Annotated in this window: 17 protein-coding genes, 1 tRNA gene, 3 rRNA genes and 2 pseudogenes; 14 read left to right on the forward strand and 9 right to left on the reverse strand. The window is 45.6% G+C overall.

Going from position 1 to position 18,131, the window contains the following annotated elements:
• Window positions 1-113: 113 nt before the first annotated feature.
• On the forward strand, window positions 114-1,034 hold the full coding sequence (locus L5M10_RS17800) for a manganese-dependent inorganic pyrophosphatase (protein ID WP_263255681.1): 921 nt from the start codon (window positions 114-116) through the stop codon (window positions 1,032-1,034).
• Between the two features lie 209 nt (window positions 1,035-1,243).
• Window positions 1,244-1,858 carry a DedA family protein gene (locus L5M10_RS17805; RefSeq protein ID WP_263164274.1) on the forward strand — a complete coding sequence of 205 codons (615 nt, stop codon included), beginning with the start codon at window positions 1,244-1,246 and terminating at the stop codon, window positions 1,856-1,858.
• A gap of 12 nt (window positions 1,859-1,870) precedes the next feature.
• Here the strand turns inward: L5M10_RS17805 and L5M10_RS17810 are convergent, their stop codons facing one another.
• From L5M10_RS17810 to L5M10_RS17830, 5 genes and pseudogenes are all read right to left on the reverse strand, one after another.
• Complete coding sequence (locus L5M10_RS17810; RefSeq protein ID WP_168825761.1) at window positions 1,871-2,095, reverse strand: DUF6500 family protein; 225 nt, start codon at window positions 2,093-2,095, stop codon at window positions 1,871-1,873.
• A gap of 96 nt (window positions 2,096-2,191) precedes the next feature.
• Window positions 2,192-3,652 (reverse strand): annotated as a pseudogene (locus L5M10_RS17815) (thioesterase).
• A gap of 141 nt (window positions 3,653-3,793) precedes the next feature.
• Window positions 3,794-4,834: an MJ1255/VC2487 family glycosyltransferase gene (locus tag L5M10_RS17820; protein WP_105251217.1), complete on the reverse strand. Its 1,041-nt coding sequence runs from the start codon at window positions 4,832-4,834 to the stop codon at window positions 3,794-3,796.
• A 70-nt stretch (window positions 4,835-4,904) separates the two neighbouring features.
• A complete protein-coding gene (locus L5M10_RS17825) occupies window positions 4,905-5,417 on the reverse strand; it encodes a phosphatase PAP2 family protein (RefSeq protein ID WP_105251216.1) in 513 nt (170 codons plus the stop codon).
• A gap of 414 nt (window positions 5,418-5,831) precedes the next feature.
• Window positions 5,832-6,080 (reverse strand): YgjV family protein, encoded by a 249-nt coding sequence (locus tag L5M10_RS17830; RefSeq protein WP_113940145.1) that lies wholly within the window; start codon window positions 6,078-6,080, stop codon window positions 5,832-5,834.
• A gap of 324 nt (window positions 6,081-6,404) precedes the next feature.
• Here L5M10_RS17830 and rraA point away from each other — a divergent pair, with 324 nt between their 5' ends.
• From rraA to hemB, 12 genes and pseudogenes are all read left to right on the forward strand, one after another.
• Window positions 6,405-6,890, forward strand: coding sequence for a ribonuclease E activity regulator RraA (gene rraA, locus L5M10_RS17835; RefSeq protein ID WP_263164270.1), 486 nt, complete (start codon window positions 6,405-6,407; stop codon window positions 6,888-6,890).
• Window positions 6,891-7,019: 129 nt separating this feature from the next.
• On the forward strand, window positions 7,020-8,084 hold the full coding sequence (locus tag L5M10_RS17840) for a formimidoylglutamase (protein WP_263255682.1): 1,065 nt from the start codon (window positions 7,020-7,022) through the stop codon (window positions 8,082-8,084).
• A gap of 245 nt (window positions 8,085-8,329) precedes the next feature.
• The gene (gene ubiE / locus L5M10_RS17845; protein WP_006083326.1) at window positions 8,330-9,085 is read left to right on the forward strand and encodes a bifunctional demethylmenaquinone methyltransferase/2-methoxy-6-polyprenyl-1,4-benzoquinol methylase UbiE; all 756 of its coding nucleotides are present in this window, start codon (window positions 8,330-8,332) and stop codon (window positions 9,083-9,085) included.
• Entirely contained in the window at window positions 9,085-9,705 is a 621-nt protein-coding gene (locus tag L5M10_RS17850; protein WP_168825772.1) for an SCP2 domain-containing protein, read from the forward strand. Before ubiE ends, L5M10_RS17850 begins: the two co-directional genes overlap by 1 nt.
• Window positions 9,702-11,351, forward strand: coding sequence for a ubiquinone biosynthesis regulatory protein kinase UbiB (gene ubiB / locus L5M10_RS17855; protein WP_131523492.1), 1,650 nt, complete (start codon window positions 9,702-9,704; stop codon window positions 11,349-11,351). The genes L5M10_RS17850 and ubiB overlap by 4 nt, the downstream gene beginning before the upstream one ends.
• Window positions 11,352-11,410: 59 nt before the next feature.
• Window positions 11,411-11,650 (forward strand): Sec-independent protein translocase subunit TatA, encoded by a 240-nt coding sequence (gene tatA, locus L5M10_RS17860; protein ID WP_006083329.1) that lies wholly within the window; start codon window positions 11,411-11,413, stop codon window positions 11,648-11,650.
• 6 nt (window positions 11,651-11,656) lie between these two features.
• On the forward strand, window positions 11,657-12,145 hold the full coding sequence (gene tatB, locus L5M10_RS17865) for a Sec-independent protein translocase protein TatB (protein ID WP_168825776.1): 489 nt from the start codon (window positions 11,657-11,659) through the stop codon (window positions 12,143-12,145).
• Between the two features lie 3 nt (window positions 12,146-12,148).
• Entirely contained in the window at window positions 12,149-12,901 is a 753-nt protein-coding gene (tatC, locus tag L5M10_RS17870) for a twin-arginine translocase subunit TatC (RefSeq protein WP_113940134.1), read from the forward strand.
• A 45-nt stretch (window positions 12,902-12,946) separates the two neighbouring features.
• Window positions 12,947-13,468 carry a hypothetical protein gene (locus L5M10_RS17875; protein ID WP_263164264.1) on the forward strand — a complete coding sequence of 174 codons (522 nt, stop codon included), beginning with the start codon at window positions 12,947-12,949 and terminating at the stop codon, window positions 13,466-13,468.
• Complete coding sequence (locus L5M10_RS17880) at window positions 13,468-14,271, forward strand: TatD family hydrolase (protein ID WP_263164263.1); 804 nt, start codon at window positions 13,468-13,470, stop codon at window positions 14,269-14,271. Before L5M10_RS17875 ends, L5M10_RS17880 begins: the two co-directional genes overlap by 1 nt.
• Window positions 14,264-16,149, forward strand: a pseudogene (locus L5M10_RS17885) (diguanylate cyclase). Before L5M10_RS17880 ends, L5M10_RS17885 begins: the two are co-directional and overlap by 8 nt.
• Window positions 16,150-16,158: 9 nt before the next feature.
• Entirely contained in the window at window positions 16,159-17,166 is a 1,008-nt protein-coding gene (hemB, locus tag L5M10_RS17890) for a porphobilinogen synthase (protein ID WP_105251204.1), read from the forward strand.
• 253 nt (window positions 17,167-17,419) lie between these two features.
• Here the strand turns inward: hemB and rrf (L5M10_RS17895) are convergent.
• The 4 genes from rrf (L5M10_RS17895) to L5M10_RS17910 form a co-directional block, all read right to left on the reverse strand.
• Window positions 17,420-17,535: ribosomal RNA gene (gene rrf / locus L5M10_RS17895) — 5S ribosomal RNA — on the reverse strand.
• 37 nt (window positions 17,536-17,572) lie between these two features.
• A tRNA-Thr gene (locus L5M10_RS17900) sits at window positions 17,573-17,648 on the reverse strand.
• Between the two features lie 38 nt (window positions 17,649-17,686).
• A 5S ribosomal RNA gene (gene rrf / locus L5M10_RS17905) occupies window positions 17,687-17,802 on the reverse strand.
• A gap of 190 nt (window positions 17,803-17,992) precedes the next feature.
• A 23S ribosomal RNA gene (locus tag L5M10_RS17910) occupies window positions 17,993-18,131 on the reverse strand; the annotation flags it as partial.

Here is an 18,131-nt window from a genome sequence, read left to right on the forward strand (position 1 = left end):
TTCTATTTTTAGAGAAATAGCAACTGAAGAGCGCAGTGATATGCGCTTTGGCTATTTCCGATTAAAGCCAAATATTGCTAAAATTGTCACAAATTTAAAGGAGAGTCCCTGAAATGCCCATTTACGTTGTCGGTCACAAGATCCCCGATTCAGATTCAATCTGCGGTGCTATCGCGTTAGCCTATTTAAAAAACCAAATCGGTGAAGAAGCCATTGCCGCACGTTTAGGTGAATTGTCACCTGAAACCGCTTTTATTCTGGAACGTTTCGGCTTCGAAGCTCCAGAATACAAAACCAGCTACGCTGGCGAGCAAGTGTATATCGTTGACCATTCAGAACTGACTCAAGCACCGGATGATATCGCCCAAGCGACTATCGTCGGGATTGTCGATCACCACAAACTTGGCGATCTGACCACAAATACCCCGCTAGAATGCTGGATCCGCCCAGTGGGTTGCAGCAACACAGTGATCAAGATGATGTTCGACTTTTACCAAGTCGCTATCCCTAAAAATATCGCTGGCATCATGATGTGCGCCATTTTGAGCGATACCGTGATTTTCAAATCACCGACTTGCACCACTGCCGACATTCGCTGCGTTGAAGCGTTAGCTGAGATCGCCGGCGTTGAAGATTTCAAAGAACTGGGCATGGAAATGTTCAAAGTGAAATCCGCCGTCCAAGGCACACCAGCACGTGACTTAGTAATGCGCGACTTTAAAGACTTTAACATGAACGGTAACTTGGTCGGTATCGGCCAGTTAGAAGTGATCGACCTGTCAGTATTTGACGATATCAAGGCCGAGCTAGAAGCCGATATCAAAGCACTGAAAGTGGAAGGTAACCGCCACAGCGTTTTATTGCTGCTGACTGACATCATGAAAGAAGGTTCAGAGTTGTTGATTGTGTCTGACGATGCGGAGCTGACCCAACGTGCCTACGGTAAAGATACCGTCGATGGTAAAGTGTGGTTAGACGGCGTATTAAGCCGTAAGAAACAAGTAGTACCACAGCTACAAGCAGCATTCGCCTAGTCGCTTTATCGTCACGACTGTAGTACAGGTATTAAGGCCGAACTGAGTTCGGCCTTTTTTATATTTCAGAAAAACTGCCCCCCCTGCGTTACGCCTATTCACCGCCACTAACTAAAACTGGCATGAAACTTTGCTCATAAATCTATCCAGCCAGAGAAGTTGGCGAGTATGATAGGCCAATCGTCACACTGATTTGATCACTTTCATCTATGCCAGAAGCGCTACAACATATCATCACTGAACTCACGCCTTGGCTGCAGCAATATGGCTATGTGCTGCTATTTGTCGCGATTGCTGTCGAGGGTTTTGGTATTCCGGCGCCTGGGCAATCCTTATTGATTGTCGCCAGTTTATTAGCTGCCACAGGGCAAATGTCACTGCCATTGGTATTAATCGTCGCAGCTTGCGCTGCACTCTGCGGTAACAGCTTGGGATATTTTATCGGTTGGCGCTTTGGTGATGTATTGCTTAAGAAGGGCTGGATAAAACCGCCATTGGAAAATAAAATCCACAGCGTTATCGGTCAATATGGCATTGCCGCTTTAGTGTTGAGTCGTTTTGTTGAGGGATTAAAACAGTTTATGTTTATCGGCTGCGGTCTCGCTAAAATGCCATTAAAACAATTTGTGATTGGTAATGCTCTCGCCACCAGCATTTGGGTGGCACTCTTTGGGTTAGGCCCAGTGTTAATCCGCGATGAAATAGCTCCCATGCTGGCGTTTTACCACCAGCATAAATACCCCACATGGGCCATGGTCAGCCTGATACTCGCCGTGCTAATCACTTTTACTTGGCGCAGGTGGCAAACCAAAAATCCGCAGTAACAGCTTTGGAGTCTATTCTTCCGATTCCTTTTGGATCATCTCTATCACTTTATGAGCCTTAACAAAATGGTCTAAGCGATGAGTTTGAATCCACCAAGTCGCCGCTTCCATAAGCAACTCTGGATCATCATTTTTGTTCGCAAAGAAGGCGTAAAATGAGAGGCCGACATTATCGCCTTTAGTCTCAATTTTTTTATGACAAACAGTGATGATTTTTGCTCTTAACTCAGCTCTCATATTGACTCATAAAGTTTATTCACCAGCTTATTAAATATTTTCAATGACATACAACACTAGATATATCGTCTATTGCTTACTCCATACAGCTACCGATCACTTTATGCCTTCAGTCTCAACCTTAGGTTGAGGTTCTGCGCCGTCGTTTGGCTTAGCCTCAGGCTTTGATTCCGGCGCTTTAATTGGTGCGGGTGGCGCCTCAGTCGCAGCAGGCTTATCTTGTTCCAGTCATACGTTTGGCTCCTGCAATGGTGCATTAACCTTAGGTGTCGGTGAGCTTTGCTCTTCAGGTAAAGGCTCGACAATAATCACTGGCTCTTGTGGCACAGGCGTTTCACCTTCGGTAGATGTTGCAGCTTCTGACTCTGGCGCTAAGGTGCCAAGATCTTGGTTCGCAGGGCTTTCCACCGCATGTTTAGGTAATTGATTTCGATATAAATCAATCATACGCATCACCTCAGACAAGGCTTTACCATGCTCTGGAGTGAGAATGCCGTTGTGCCCAGAGACGATTTCGTCAGACACGGCCAGTACCCATACGGCTTGCATATTGGCATCGGGGCAGGTTTGCACAGTACGACGAGCCTGCAGGCGAGCACGAATTTTCCAGCCTGATTGAGGCAGCGTCATCATACAGCCAGGGATTTGATCGTGCGCCATCAAGGCCGAAGGCATCTTCATTGGCGTGGTGCAATTGCCACCAGAGCATTTGTCAATATCGTGGGTAATAGCCCAAGAGTTCCCGACAGCGCGCTCGCCGTCCTTGATGTAATTGAAGGCTTCTTTCACTGCAAAATCCCCCTTCGATTGCAACACCACCATACTCGGTTTTTGTCTATCTAAGCTCACCAACGTATCTAATGGCTGATACTCTTTAGCAGGTACGGCAGGATTTAACAGTAAGAATAAATTAGGATTATCCTGCTGATTATCAATGGCGGCTTTGATGCGATCTTTACTCGCATGCAAAACAACAGCACCGCCAAGACTATGGCCAATCACAGTGTACCGCAGCAGTTTATGCTGTGTTACTAAGCTATCAAGCTTATCCAGCAACTGTGATAGACCTAACTGCCCGATACGTTTAGCAACCCGTTTACGCTGTAAAATAGTGGGAAAATCTAAGGGTTCAATCCAACTTTTTGCATCATCTGAGCCATCGATCCAAAAAGGATCATATTTATCGCCCCGCCAGCCAATATACAAACCCAACAAGTTACGCTGGGTATCGGACGCGGCCATTTGCTGATAAAACTGCTCAAAGGCAATAAAGTTTTCATCCTTAGGCTCGGCGCTATGATGCCAGCCATGAACAAAAATCAATAATTCAGGGATCTGTGCAGGCTCTGGATGTAAAATTCGCGTCTCTAAACCTTGCCATTGCCTTTCGTCGTGGGGCTGACCTTTATCATTAAACTCAATCACATGAAAATTTTGCTTAGCGATATCAGGGCCGGGTATGTGGTAAGCCTGATCTGGAATAAAAGGAAGTAGGATGCAAAGTAATAACAACATTAAAAACAGTAACTTGTACTGAGTAAACTTTTTCAGGCTCATTTATAACAACATAATTAACGGCCAGGCTAGGCCAAAATAGACGTGCTGAAAGGGACTAACAGCAAAATTGACGAAATTATACGCTAACGCCATTAACCCAGCTAGTGCCTAAGTTGCTTTTCATCTGAACAGCAATGCTGTTTAACGCCAAGTATCGGGAAGCGTGACTTGGCTCCATAACTCTTGGCACAGCGGCTGACTATTGTGCCAGTCGCCGCCGTTAATCCATTTAACCAGCGTATCCCCCACCTTTGGATATGCGATTGGATTAGGCGATGCCGTTTTAAGCCAGCGCTTAACTATGTTCACATCGAGACTCATCATACTATCTGCAGCCGCTAAAAGTTGTAACGCCGCCACATTCGATAACTGCTCAAACTGGCCAATCAGTGGTTTGACTAAGAGTTTTTTACCTAAGGTTAATGCTTCGCTGGCAAGCTCAAAGCCCGCATTGCCTATCACACCACCGCAGCTGGCAAGATGTTGCTTAAACCCCTCACGATTAAAACCGTGCCATTTAATGTGCTCAGCAACTTGGCCTTTAGGTTGTTGGCTGTGATATACCAAAAACTGATAATCACTAAAGTGAGACAGAAAATGAGCAATCATATCCGCATCTTCAAAAGGCAAATAAACTAAAATCTGATGCGTGTGTTCGAATGGGCTGGCATCCACTTCGACAAAAGGCGGCAAAATAGGGAAGCCAAAATGATGCCAATGACACCCCAGCGCCACATCCACTGGTGCAAAATAATTGAGCAGCATCTCATTAAACCAAGTGCTACCGAGTTTTGGCACCGGATGAGTTAACGCCGCCTGATGGCTAATACCAATGGATGGCACGCCTTGGCGCCGCGCAGCCCAAGCCGACACAGGTTCAAAGTCGTTGAGTACTAAATCATAGCAACTGAGATCTAAGGCTTTAATATCTTTAAATAACGACAAGGACAAATTTTGTCGGACAGTTTGTGGCACATTCACGCGCCCGGAGTGCGTCGCAAACGTCATTCCCGCTTGAACGCGATAATCACCAAAGCACTCCATATCGAAAAACTGATCAGGCTTGCGCCCCGAAAATAGAAAGTCAACTTCAATATCTTGTTTCATCAATGCTTTAGCCATGACGCGTGCACGACTTAAGTGGCCATTCCCTGTGCCTTGAACTCCGTAGAGTATTCGCATTACGTATCCTTAAACTGATGAGTGAAGGAGAATTCCCACTAATGAAATGATTAACAGGCGCATATTTGAATTAAATCACTGGATGAACCAGCAATACCGACCCAATCCCTAATGAGGCTCCCGCCAGAATATCTAAGGGATAATGCACGCCAAGTGCAATACGTGAGCCCCCTATGCTAAAAGCCCATAAATACGCCACAGGAGCCGCCGCTGGATAGATTTGCGCCACGCTAGTTGCCATCACAAAGGCCGCAGCTGTATGACCAGACGGTAAGCTGAAGCGATCCGATGGTTCAAAACCACTCTCAAATCCCACTAATGCATGGCATGGCCGTGTGCGACGAATACTATTTTTCAATAGTAAATACAGAGGTAACTCAACCAAAAAACTCGCTAACATCAAATTAAATAGAGCCTGTCCTTGAGCGTGCGTCAGCATCAAACCCACGGACAAATATAAATACACATGCCCATCGCCACTCGCTGATACCCGCTTTGCATGGGCATATAAACCATGGTGCTGGGTGAAGCTCACGATATGGCAAAACATTCGCTTATCTAAGTCTGCAACGTAACTCAACATAAAACAGGCTCCTTGCTGGCATACCAGCGAGTTTTACTGCGATGTTCATCTGTACATTCTCTCGACGACGCTTAGAGTGCTTAGTCTGAAACCAACCGACTCACCAAGGCTCTATTCACGATTGAATTCGTTATTGACTGCTCACGGCTAATTTACTGTTTGCTATTGGTTAAACCTAAATAACATTAGCTAAAGCACTATTAGATAGCTTGAGACTAAGAAAGACCTGTGACGGCTAAGTGACATCTGCTCGAAGGTTTTATGACAAGAAGCATGGCTGAGGTTTTGATCTAGAAGGATTCTAGGGACGTTATGCTGGGGCTAAGGGATTTATTTAGGAATAGCGATAGGACTGAGACAGGATATTGTGTTGCTCTAAACGTTAATCTCAAGAGCAACACAATCCAATAAAACTTAGGCTGCGGCGGGAGTATTTGCCTTAGCACGGTAAATTTTTGTCAAATGGTAAATATTAATACAAGCAACAAACGCATTCATGCCGGCCACAGGCCAAGCAGAAATAAACACCCCATAAACCACAAACAGAGTGCATCCTACAAAATTCAACCATCGCAACCAAATGATATTCTTCATCATTAGAGAGATCGCCACCATTATAGAGGCAAAATAACCAATAATTTCAATCGTATTTACAGCTTCCATAGGCACCTCTCGAAGGCCCTCTACCGTCCATAAGCGTAACGGGGGGTCCATGCCCCTAAAGCAAATTAAGTTAAGTAAGTTAATTTAAACTTGGGATATAATACCAAAGCGCGCAACAGAGTTGTAATAAAAAACCGTTATTTAATGACCGATATCAAGTTTTACCGAATAAATTCTATAGTGTGACGAAAATTTACTACAGATGTGTTAACAGCCAAGTGGCAACAATACCGTGATTGATAACACTTTTCTTTTCAATAATCCCTTTTATACTGGCGTAAACTCGCTAAACTGTACGCAACGCGGATCAATAGGAGTGTAAATATGGAATACAACACCTCAGAACTATGTGACATGTACTTAGATGTCGTAGATGTAGTCGAGCCCATGTTCAGTAACTACGGTGGTTGTAGCTCTTTTGGCGGTTCTATTAGCACCATCAAATGCTTTGAAGACAACGGCCTAATTACCGAAGTCCTACAAGAGGATGGCCAAGGTAAAGTCTTACTCATTGATGGCGGTGGCTCATTACGCCGTGCGCTGATCGATGGCGCTATCGCAGAACTTGCGGTCAGCAACAACTGGGAAGGCATTATCGTTTACGGTTCTGTGCGCGATGTGGATGCATTGGAAGAGTTAGACATTGGAATTCAGGCCCTTGCCTCTATTCCAGTGGGTGCTGATAGCAATTCAGTGGGCGAAGTGGAAATTCCAGTCAATTTTGGCGGTGTGACTTTCTTACCCGGCGATCACATTTATGCTGATAACACAGGTGTGATTTTATCACCTGAACCACTCGACATTGAGTAATCTCACTGTTCAGTCAAGAAAGCCAGCTAAGCTGGCTTTTTTATTCACTATTTTCAGCGTTTCCCCATTGAATCCTCGCCCTACTCTGGCCACAATAGCTCGACTCTGGCCGAATAAGAATATCAATCTATGCCTGAATTTATTCCTTTTACCCATACCGATATCGCCTCACTCGTCAGCACAAGAACGGGCGAAACTAAGCTAGGCCAATGCGTCCATCTGGCCAATCACGAACACACGTTAGAGACCATACTTGCCACTGCAAAAGCCCACGGTGCATGCTTTGCCATTATCGGCGTTGGCGAAGATATAGGCCCACGTGCCAATTTAGGCCGCGGCGGTGCAACCGATGCGTTCACAACCAGTATGCGCCAATGGCTCAATTTACAATCGAATCGTTTTCTTTCTGGCGCCGAATGCCTAGTGTTAGGCCAAGTGAACACCGCCGATCTGCAGCAACAAACTACGAGCAATACAACAGCTAACAGTGACGTCACCTTAGATGAATTACGCGATGCAGTGGAACAACTCGATGAGCGTGTGATCCGTATCGTCAGTGCGATTTTAAAAGCGGGTTTAGAACCCATACTCATCGGCGGCGGCCACAACAATGCCTATGGCTTGTTGATGGCAACCTACGGCCACTACCAACGCCAAGTCGCGGCGGTGAATCTCGATCCTCATTCGGATTTTCGCCTGCTCGAAGGTCGTCACAGCGGCAATGGTTTTAGCTATGCAGCCGATCGCGGCGCCTTAGGTTGCTACCATGTACTGGGTTTACACGAGTTAAAAAACAGCGAAGCAAACCTAAGCCAACTCAGCGAATTTGGGGGCACTTGGCATAGCTTGCAACAAATTTGGGTTCGCCGTGAAATCAGCCTTAGCCAAGCTTTACTTGAAATCGCCGCCAAACTAAATGACACAGGTTTACCCGTAGGATTAGAACTTGACGTCGATGCTATCGCTAAAATGCCCAGTAGCGCTTCAACCGTTGCTGGTGTGCCATTGCTCGATGCGGCGCATTATGTCAGTTATATCGCTCGCCACTGTACATGTGCTTATTTGCATTTAGCCGAGGCTGCGCCAAGTTGCCACGAAGCTGGGATTGAAGCCGGATTCAGGGATGTTGGCCAAAGCCTAAGCGAGCTTATCTACGCTTATGTGGAGGCTCGCATGCAATTTTTGGCACAATGAATATCACCAGTTGCACCCAACTGGGCGCTAAGCTATTCACCAAATCCTGATATTGTGGTCTAATGCCAGTCCATTTTACGTGGTCGCTAAGCACTTAATCCTACGACTGTTCAGGAGTGCCTCAAGCTAAGGCACTGCAGTTAGTTTACTAGCTCGATCACAGAGTGATAGATCAAAGATTCAGCAAATGCAGGCGATGGCTTACACTCGCAACTAATACATTGCAAAACAATAGGAACACATTGATGTCTGAGGGCGAATCTAAAAGTACCCACTTTGGTTACAAAACCGTAGAGGCCGATAAAAAGGCTGAACTCGTTGCCGGCGTGTTTCATTCTGTTGCCGCTAAGTACGACATAATGAACGATGTGATGTCCTTCGGCATCCACCGTTTTTGGAAACGTTACACCATTGAAGTCTCTGGCGCCCGCCCTGGCATGAAAGTGCTCGATTTGGCTGGCGGTACAGGTGACTTAACCGCAAAATTCTCTCACTTAGTGGGCGATAAAGGTGAAGTGGTTTTAGCTGACATTAACGATTCCATGTTAAAAGTCGGGCGCACTAAATTGCGCGACAAGGGCATAGTCAATAATGTCAGTTATGTGCAAGCCAACGCCGAAGCACTGCCGTTTCCCGATAACCACTTCGACATCATTACCATCGCCTTTGGTCTGCGTAACGTGACCGATAAAGATGCGGCGCTGCGTTCAATGAATCGCGTGCTTAAGCCCGGTGGCAAGTTATTAGTGCTAGAGTTCTCTAAGCCTCAGCATGAAATCATGCGTAAAGTGTATGATTTATATAGCTTCAAAGTCTTACCTAAGATGGGTGAGCTCATCACTAAAGATGCCGACAGCTACGAGTATCTGGCTGAATCGATCCGCATGCACCCAGATCAAGACACATTAAAACAAATGATGGTTGATGCAGGCTTTGAACAAGTCGACTACACCAACATGACCGACGGCATTGTCGCATTGCACCGTGGTTATAAATTCTAATGATGCCGCAAGAAGTTGTGCTGCTTGCCTGCGCCGCAATTGAAACGGGTCTGAAAAAACTTCAGGCCCAAGCGGGCGACGATTATTCGCGCCAGCGCCAGTTGCATGGCAAAGTGTTTCGTATCCAATTATCGCAGCTCAGCTGGCCATTCTATTTAGTGTTTGCCAAAGAGATCCAAGTACTGAGCCGCTATGAAGGCGATGTCGATGTCAGTCTACATGCCGATGCGACGACGCTTTATCGCGTGTCCGAAGGCGCAAACCTGACTGAACTAATCAAGCAAGATAAACTCAAGCTTGAGGGCGATCTCAATTTATTACAAAGCTTTAGCCAATATCTACGCGGTATCGAATTTGACTTTGCCGAGCCAATATCCCGTTATTTAGGTGATGGTCCCACTCACAAACTCATCTGTTCTAGCCATCAGGCAAAAGACTTTGCACTCGAAGTGTTGCGTAAAACCCGCTCCCACTTAGGGCAACTCGCAGTTGAAGAGTATCGCCTCGCACCGCACCCAATTGAGTTAATGCACTTTCGCGATCAAATGGATGATTTAGTTGCCGACACTCGCGCGATTGAACAACGGATTGCCCAATTAAGAGACCAAATTAAGCCATGACCTTTGCCAGTATCCGCCGCGGTTACCACGTCATCAAGACCTTACTTCAGTACGGGTTAGATGACGTATTGCCGCCAAAGATGACACCTTGGTACTTTAAGCTCGCCCGTAACAGCCTATTCTGGATCCGCAATAAGCATAAAAATAAGCCCGGTGGCGAACGCTTAAAACTGGCGATGCAGGAACTCGGCCCCGTTTATATCAAGCTTGGGCAAATGCTCTCAACCCGCCGCGATTTACTCAGCGATGAATGGGCCAGTGAATTGGCCATGCTACAGGACAAAGTACCGCCCTTTGATGGTGCACTTGCCCGCCAAGCGATTGAAGCTGAGCTAAAAGCGCCGATTGAATCGCTATTCGATGACTTTAATGAAACGCCACTGGCCTCAGCCTCTATTTCTCAGGTGCATACCGCGACCTTAAAATCTAACGGCAAAGACGTCGTACTTAAGGTGCTACGCCCGAATGTAGAAGCCAAGATTCAAGCCGATCTGCAGTTGATGTCGCAAACTGCCAAACTGATTGAATACCTCCTCGGTGAAGGTAACCGCCTGCGCCCTGCTGAAGTGATCGAAGATTATCGAGTCACTATTTTAGGCGAGTTAAACCTTAAGCTCGAAGCCTTAAACGCAGTCAAGCTACGCAACAACTTCCTCAACTCAGATGCGCTCTATGTGCCTTATGTGTATGAAGAGTTTTGCTATCCACGCCTGATGGTGATGGAACGTATTTACGGTATTTCTGTCTCGGATATTGCCGCCCTTAAAGCGCAAGGTACCAACTTTAAGTTATTGGCCGAGCGGGGTGTTGAACTATTTTTTACCCAAGTATTCCGCGATAACTTTTTCCACGCCGACATGCATCCGGGCAATATCTTTATTTCCCGCGATCATCCTGAGAACCCATACTACATTGGGCTCGACTGCGGCATCATGGGCACACTCAGCGAAGTCGATAAGCGCTATCTCGCCGAAAATTTCCTCGCCTTCTTTAATCGCGATTATCACAGAATTGCCCAGCTCTATATTGAGTCTGGCTGGGTATCGGAAAAAACCGATCTACAAGCTTTCGAACAGGCCATCAAAGTGGTGTGTGAACCTATGTTCAACAAGCCGCTCGACGAAATTTCCTTTGGTCATGTGTTACTGGAATTATTCCGCACTGCGCGCCACTTCGATATCGTAGTGCAACCGCAATTGGTATTGTTGGAAAAAACCTTACTCTACATCGAAGGCTTAGGCCGTCAGCTGTATCCACAGTTGGATTTATGGCAAACCGCCAAACCCTTTTTAGAGCAGTGGATGGCCGACCAAGTCGGTCCTAAAGCTATGTTTAAAAAGGTATCCACAAAACTGCCATATTGGGCTGATAAACTACCTGAATTCCCTGAACTAATTTACGATAATCTTAAGTTAGGCAGGAAATTGCTGAGTTCTCAGCAACAAATGCTAGATAAGTATTTGAAATATCAGCAGCAGGCACACAAGAGTAACTACTTGCTTATCACTTCTGCCGTTTTATTGATCTGTGGCACGTTATTGATTAATAGAGACGCTACACTATGGACCCCTTATGTTTGTCTAATTTCAGGCATGATATTGTGGTTTGTAGGATGGCGATCTAGGCCAAAGAATCGCAAATTTTAGCTAGCACTAATTAATCAGAGGTTCATAATAGAACCGATATCAATTAAGAGGATACCTTCATGGGTGGTATTAGTATTTGGCAACTGCTTATCGTTGCGTTAATCGTTGTCTTGTTGTTTGGAACTAAGAAATTACGCTCTTTGGGTGGTGATTTAGGTGGTGCGGTTAAAGGCTTCAAAAACGCCATGTCTTCAGAAGAAGACAAGAAGGCATTAGAAGACACCGAAGCGGCTAAAACAGCGCAAACAACTCAACAGGCGACTGAAAAGAAACCTGAGTCTAACAAAGAACAGGCGTAACTCTTTATGTTTGACGGTATCGGCTTTATGGAGCTGCTGCTGATCGGTGTTTTGGGGCTAGTGGTTCTTGGCCCCGAACGTCTACCGGTTGCGGTGCGTTCGGTAACGAGTTGGATCCGTGCGATGAAACGCATGGCGAACTCGGTAAAAGAAGAACTTGAGCAGGAGCTGAAGATCGAGCAGTTGCATGCCGATCTTAAAAAAGCCGAGAGCAAAGGTTTATCTAACCTCTCACCTGAACTCAAAGAGTCTATTGAGCAACTAAAGCAAGCGGCACAGTCAGTGAACCGCCCTTATCAAGTTCAGGATCCGTCAAAAGACACCCCTGAGCCTGAGAATCAAATTCACACTCCTGCTCAAGTGAATCCAGTTCAAGCTAGCCAAACTAATCCAACAGCCACTGTAGAGGCGAGTCAAACATCGGCTTCTCCCGCTACTTCAAGTGAGCCATCTCAGGGCGTGGATACCAGTTCTAACCCGAAAGCCAACGGATAATTCATGTCGCAACAGCAGCCACTTATCAGCCATTTGCTTGAACTTAGGTCCAAGCTGCTAAAATCCATTGCTAGTGTGTTATTAGTGTTCATTTGTAGTGTGTACTGGGCAAATGATATCTACCACTACATGGCAATACCTTTAATGCAATCTTTGCCTCTTGGTGGCAGCATGATTGCGACGGATGTCGCTGCACCATTTTTTGCACCTTTCAAACTAACCCTCGTTTTATCATTTTTTGTGGCAGTGCCCTACGTGTTATTTCAAATTTGGTCCTTTGTGGCACCGGGTTTATATAAACATGAAAAACGCTTAGTGATGCCACTGCTATTCAGCAGTACCTTATTGTTTTATCTCGGTATTGCATTTGCTTATTATCTTGTATTCCCTGTTGTTTTTGGTTTTTTTGCTAACAATGCGCCAGAGGGAGTTCAAGTTGCGACAGATATTACCAGTTACCTTAACTTCATTCTGAAGCTATTCTTTGCCTTCGGTCTATCCTTTGAAATCCCCATTGCCGTTGTTTTACTCTGCTGGTCAGGTGTCACTACACCTGAAGATCTCAAGCAAAAACGTCCTTATATCATAGTGGGCGCCTTTGTCGTCGGCATGCTATTAACCCCACCAGATGTGATTTCCCAGACTATGCTTGCTGTACCAATGCTGTTATTGTTCGAAGGCGGTTTATTAGCGGCTCGTTTCTACAGCAAACCAGATGACGAGTCAGACGAAGATACTGAACAAACAAACGACTAACGTCCTCGAAGGCGTTAGGGGAATAATATAATAAGGAACATTCTCATGCGCTTAACTCTTATCACGGCAGCGATCATGCTTGTATCTGTCCAAGCAAATGCCAGCATTGAACAACAGTTAACCCAATGTGCAACAACCGCCGATAAACTCGACCGCTTGATTTGCTATGACAAGCTAGCAGAAAGCGTAAAAGCTGACACCATTCGCACTCAAACGATACCGACTACAGTAGCAACAGTTGCAGTCCCTACGACTGCAGCAGCGATAGTGGCAACCGCCTCCCAAGCACCAGCGGCAAAAATTGCCGATGACTTTGGGATGGAAGCCAAGCGTGTTCAAGAAAATACTGTCGATAAGATTTATTTAGAGATTCAATCTATAGCTGAAGATGCCTACGGAGACATTAAAGTGACTTTCACTAACGGTCAGGTATGGAAACAAACTGATGGCCGTAAGTACAATGTTAAGCAAGGTGAAACTGTCTATATTGAAAAAGCCGCTTTAGGTTCTTTTTTAATGGGTACCGATGATCGCAATGCCAAGGTTCGGGTAAAACGCCTAAAATAATGCCCTCATACATAGATATCGCTGTCAATTTACTTGGCAGCGCACTCGAACAAGATACTGTATCGATAATACAAGCGGCGGCGGACCAAGGGGTTTCGCCGTTAATTGTTATTGGCAGCGATTTAACTGAAAGTGCGGCAGCCATTGCTGTATGCGAGCAATATCCTAATCAACTTTACTGCACTGCTGGTGTGCATCCCCACCATGCCAGTGGTTGGCATGATAGCTCAAACGCTCGACAAGCTGAACTCTGCCATGCACCGCAAGTGGTTGCCGTTGGCGAATGTGGTTTAGACTACAATCGTGATTTCTCCCCGAGACCTATCCAGCGCCAAGCTTTTATTGCGCAACTAGAATTGGCGATTGAACTTCAAATGCCCGTACTGATGCACGAGCGCGATGCCCACGAAGACTTTATCGCTATCCTGCGTGAATATCGACCTCAGCTTAATGGTGCGCTTTTACATTGTTTCACAGGCACTCACGCACAGATGGAAGCCTATATTGACCTCGATTTACACTTAGGCATAACAGGTTGGGTCTGCGATGAAAGACGCGGCCAAGAACTAGCGCAACTCGTTCCCTTTATTCCGCAGAATCGCATTTTAATCGAGACAGATAGCCCTTACCTACTCCCCCGTAGTATGCGGCCCAAGCCTAAATCGAGCAAAAACAAGCCCGAATACCTTCCTTATATCGCAAATTATATTGCAAACCTACGCGGAGAAGATGCGGATGAGTTTGCAAAACGTTGCTACCAAAATAGCTTAGCGTTTTTTAATTTGGATCGAGTCCATGCTTAACAAAAACATGCCACTCATACTCTTGCTGTGGCTATGGATATGCCCAACACAGGCCTTGGCAACCTTATTGAGCATTGACGAGTCAACCACGACGCCTTTAAACCTTACGCCTTGGTTAATGGTCAGCCACCCTACACCAGCAAAAGAACTGGCCGAAATACAAGCTTTGCCAAAAACTGATTGGCATAACTTTACCAATAAAGACATTCAAAAACTCAGCGGCCATGATTTTGGCTCAGTTTCAGCTTAACCAGCCCTGACGAAACACTTTCGCGCATTTTAGCGCTAGATAACCCTTTGTTAGACAAGGTAACTATCTACCATTTAGTCAATAATAAACTCATGAATACTGTGCTGATGGGTGATATATTCCCCTATGAGGATCGACCATTCTTGAGTAATATTTTCCTATATCCTTTCAAGATCAACACAGATGACTCCCATACTTTCTATCTGCATATTCAAACGGAAGGTAGTGCTGCAGTACCATTAAACCTATGGTCTTCTAATGACTTAGCTCAAATTGCCGAATCTACCGCCGTTGAGCATGGATTCCAACTTGGTGTACTTGCCGCAATTGGCATTTTTAGCCTTTTTATCGCCATAGCATCGGGCTCATTCAGCTACAGCTATTACTCTGGCTATGTCCTTAGCATGACCTTACTCGTTGCCACGATTAACGGTTTTGCCTTCCGATTCCTCTGGCCAGACTGGCCGCTATTGCAGCAAGTTATGGTGCCGTTTTTACTGCCAATCGTTATGGCATTTGCGTTAATGTTTACTGAAAAAATATTACAGCTCAAATATTTAAACCGCCGTATGTTACTCACTTGTCGCTATAGTGCTGTGTATATCCTCTGTGTTGGACTCGCCACACCTTTTATACAATATGGAACGGCGCTCTATATCGAGATCATTTCCGTTGCAGTGCTCAGCCTAGTCCTGATGGTCTTTGCCATTACTCAGGCTATCAATGGCCATAAACTGGCACGTATGTACACTATTGGCTGGGTGAGTATGCTGACAGGCGCCTGCATCAGTAGCTTGCTTTATCTCAGCGTGATCGACTTAAATTTAAAACCGCAAACGCCTGTGATGCTTGGGCTGACTTTTGAAATTATCTTCATGTCTCTGGTGCTCGCCATCCGCTATAACGATGAGCGCAAAGCTAAACTACGTATCCAGCAAGAAGCCTTAAAGCAAGCACAGAAAATTCGTAGTGCGCGGGAAGAAGCCCTAAAAGCGGAAGCCGAGAGCAATGAGAAACTCGAACAAATGGTGCAAGAGCGTACTTTAGAACTGGAAATCACCCTCAGAGAATTGCATGAGGTGAATCAAAAGCTCACCGAACAAAGTACTATCGACAGTTTAACTGGGGTCAAAAACCGCAGTGCCTTTGATAAACGTTTAATCGCTGAAAGCCGGATCAGTCGCATGCAAGAAACACCCATAGCACTGTTAATGCTTGATATTGATCGCTTCAAGCTGATCAACGACAGATTCGGTCATCTTGCAGGCGATCAAGCATTACGTACAATAGCTCAAACATTACAGCAGCATTTAAAACGGCCAACGGATCTAGTGTCACGTTTTGGGGGAGAGGAATTTGCTATCATCCTTCCTAATACAACTGCAGAAGGTGCGCTCCAAGTTGCTGAAACAATAAGAGACGCTGTTGCCTCTATTCATTTTGAATGGGAAGGTGAAGCGATACCTTTGACTATCAGTATCGGAGTCAGTGCCGATATAGTGACCCACGATCAACACAGTACTAAATTACTAGAACAAGCAGATAAAGCCCTCTACCAAGCAAAAAACGGTGGACGTAATCAAGTCAGCTTGTATTTGTCGGATCAAGCAAGACCAGTACCTAATTAGGAGTCAAATGTGAATATCATTACCAGTGCCTTCCCTCAGCGTAGAATGCGCCGCATGCGTAAACATGATTTTAGCCGTCGCCTCATGGCCGAAAATCATCTAACGGTCAATGACTTGATTTACCCAATGTTTATTCTAGAAGGCACTAATCGCAGTGAAAAAATAGCCTCTATGCCCGGTGTTGAACGCTACTCGATAGACTTGCTACTGAAAGAAGCTGAAGAACTGGTTGAGTTAGGTATCCCATTGATCGCACTTTTCCCTGTGACACCTGCAGAGAAAAAAACATTAATGGCAGAAGAAGCCTATAACGCAGATGCCCTAGTGCAACGTGCAGTGCGCGAGCTAAAAAAAGCCTTTCCACAGCTAGGCATCATGACTGACGTGGCACTAGATCCTTTCACCACTCACGGTCAAGACGGCATCATAGACGAAACGGGTTATATCCTTAACGATATCACCACCGAGATTTTAGTGAAGCAAGCACTGTCACACGCCGATGCTGGAGCTGACATCATTGCACCATCGGACATGATGGATGGCCGTATTGGCGCGATTCGCCAAGCATTAGAAGCGGCAGGGCACGTCAACACCCAAATCATGGCTTACTCGGCAAAATACTCTTCAAACTACTACGGTCCATTCCGTGATGCCGTAGGCTCAGCGGGTAACCTCAAAGGTGGCAATAAGCATAGCTATCAAATGGATCCAGCGAACAGTGACGAAGCTTTGCATGAAGTCGCACTCGATATCCAAGAAGGAGCCGATATGGTGATGGTTAAGCCAGGTATGCCGTATTTAGATATAGTGCATCGCGTTAAAACTGAACTTGCAGTGCCAACATTCGCCTATCAAGTCAGTGGTGAATACGCCATGCATATGGCAGCAATCCAGAATGGATGGTTAGCCGAAAAGGCCATCGTCATGGAATCCCTACTTTGCTTTAAACGTGCAGGCGCAGACGGTATTTTAACTTACTTCGCTAAACGTGCTGCCCAGTGGCTTAAAGAAGCTTAAGCAACCTAATGCGAAACTAATGCAAAAGCACCACCTCAAAGCAGCCTTCTGGCTGCTTTTTTTTATCGATGAATAGTGAAAAATCTGGAAGTAACGCTTGTGTATTGAGGGGAAGAAAAGACTCGCCAACAAAGCTAATAGCAATACTTACAGTCGGCAGCATTGCTATTAGTATAAATAATGTTCAGATTACAAAAGCAAAAAAGCCAGCTTATTCAGCTGGCTTGATTACATCTCAATGAGATAATTAGGCGCTTGGCGATGACCTACTCTCACATGGGGAGACCCCACACTACCATTGGCGCGTTTGCGTTTCACTTCTGAGTTCGGGATGGGATCAGGTGGTTCCACAAGGCTATTGTCACCAAGCAAATTCTTTATTCTAGGGTTAAACACTAGATCGTAATGGTGCTGATACCCAGAATCGAACTGGGGACCTCATCCTTACCAAGGATGCGCTCTACCGACTGAGCCATATCAGCAATTCTATACTAATCAATTAAGATTATTTAAATTAGGCGCTTGGCGATGACCTACTCTCACATGGGGAGACCCCACACTACCATCGGCGCGTTTGCGTTTCACTTCTGAGTTCGGGATGGGATCAGGTGGTTCCACAAGGCTATTGTCACCAAGCAAATTCTGTTTATTACCGTGTCCATCTCTGGACCACGTTAATAATAATTCGGAAAGCTGATTTTCTTTGTTTGAGTTCAAACTTTATCAAGTATCTGTATTCTGTCTAAGGCTTTTCGTACGACCTCCATGGAAGGAGGAAGTGCTAGAAAATGTCTGGAACATTTTCAGTAAAACCCATCTGGGTTGTATGGTTAAGCCTCTCGAGTCATTAGTACATGTTAGCTCAACGCCTCACAACGCTTACACACCATGCCTATCAACGTCCTAGTCTCGAACGGCTCTTTAGAGGAATTAAATTCCTAGGGATGACTCATCTTAGGGCTCGC

This window comes from Shewanella sp. SM32, from assembly GCF_025654235.1.
GTDB classification, from domain to species: domain Bacteria; phylum Pseudomonadota; class Gammaproteobacteria; order Enterobacterales; family Shewanellaceae; genus Shewanella; species Shewanella oncorhynchi.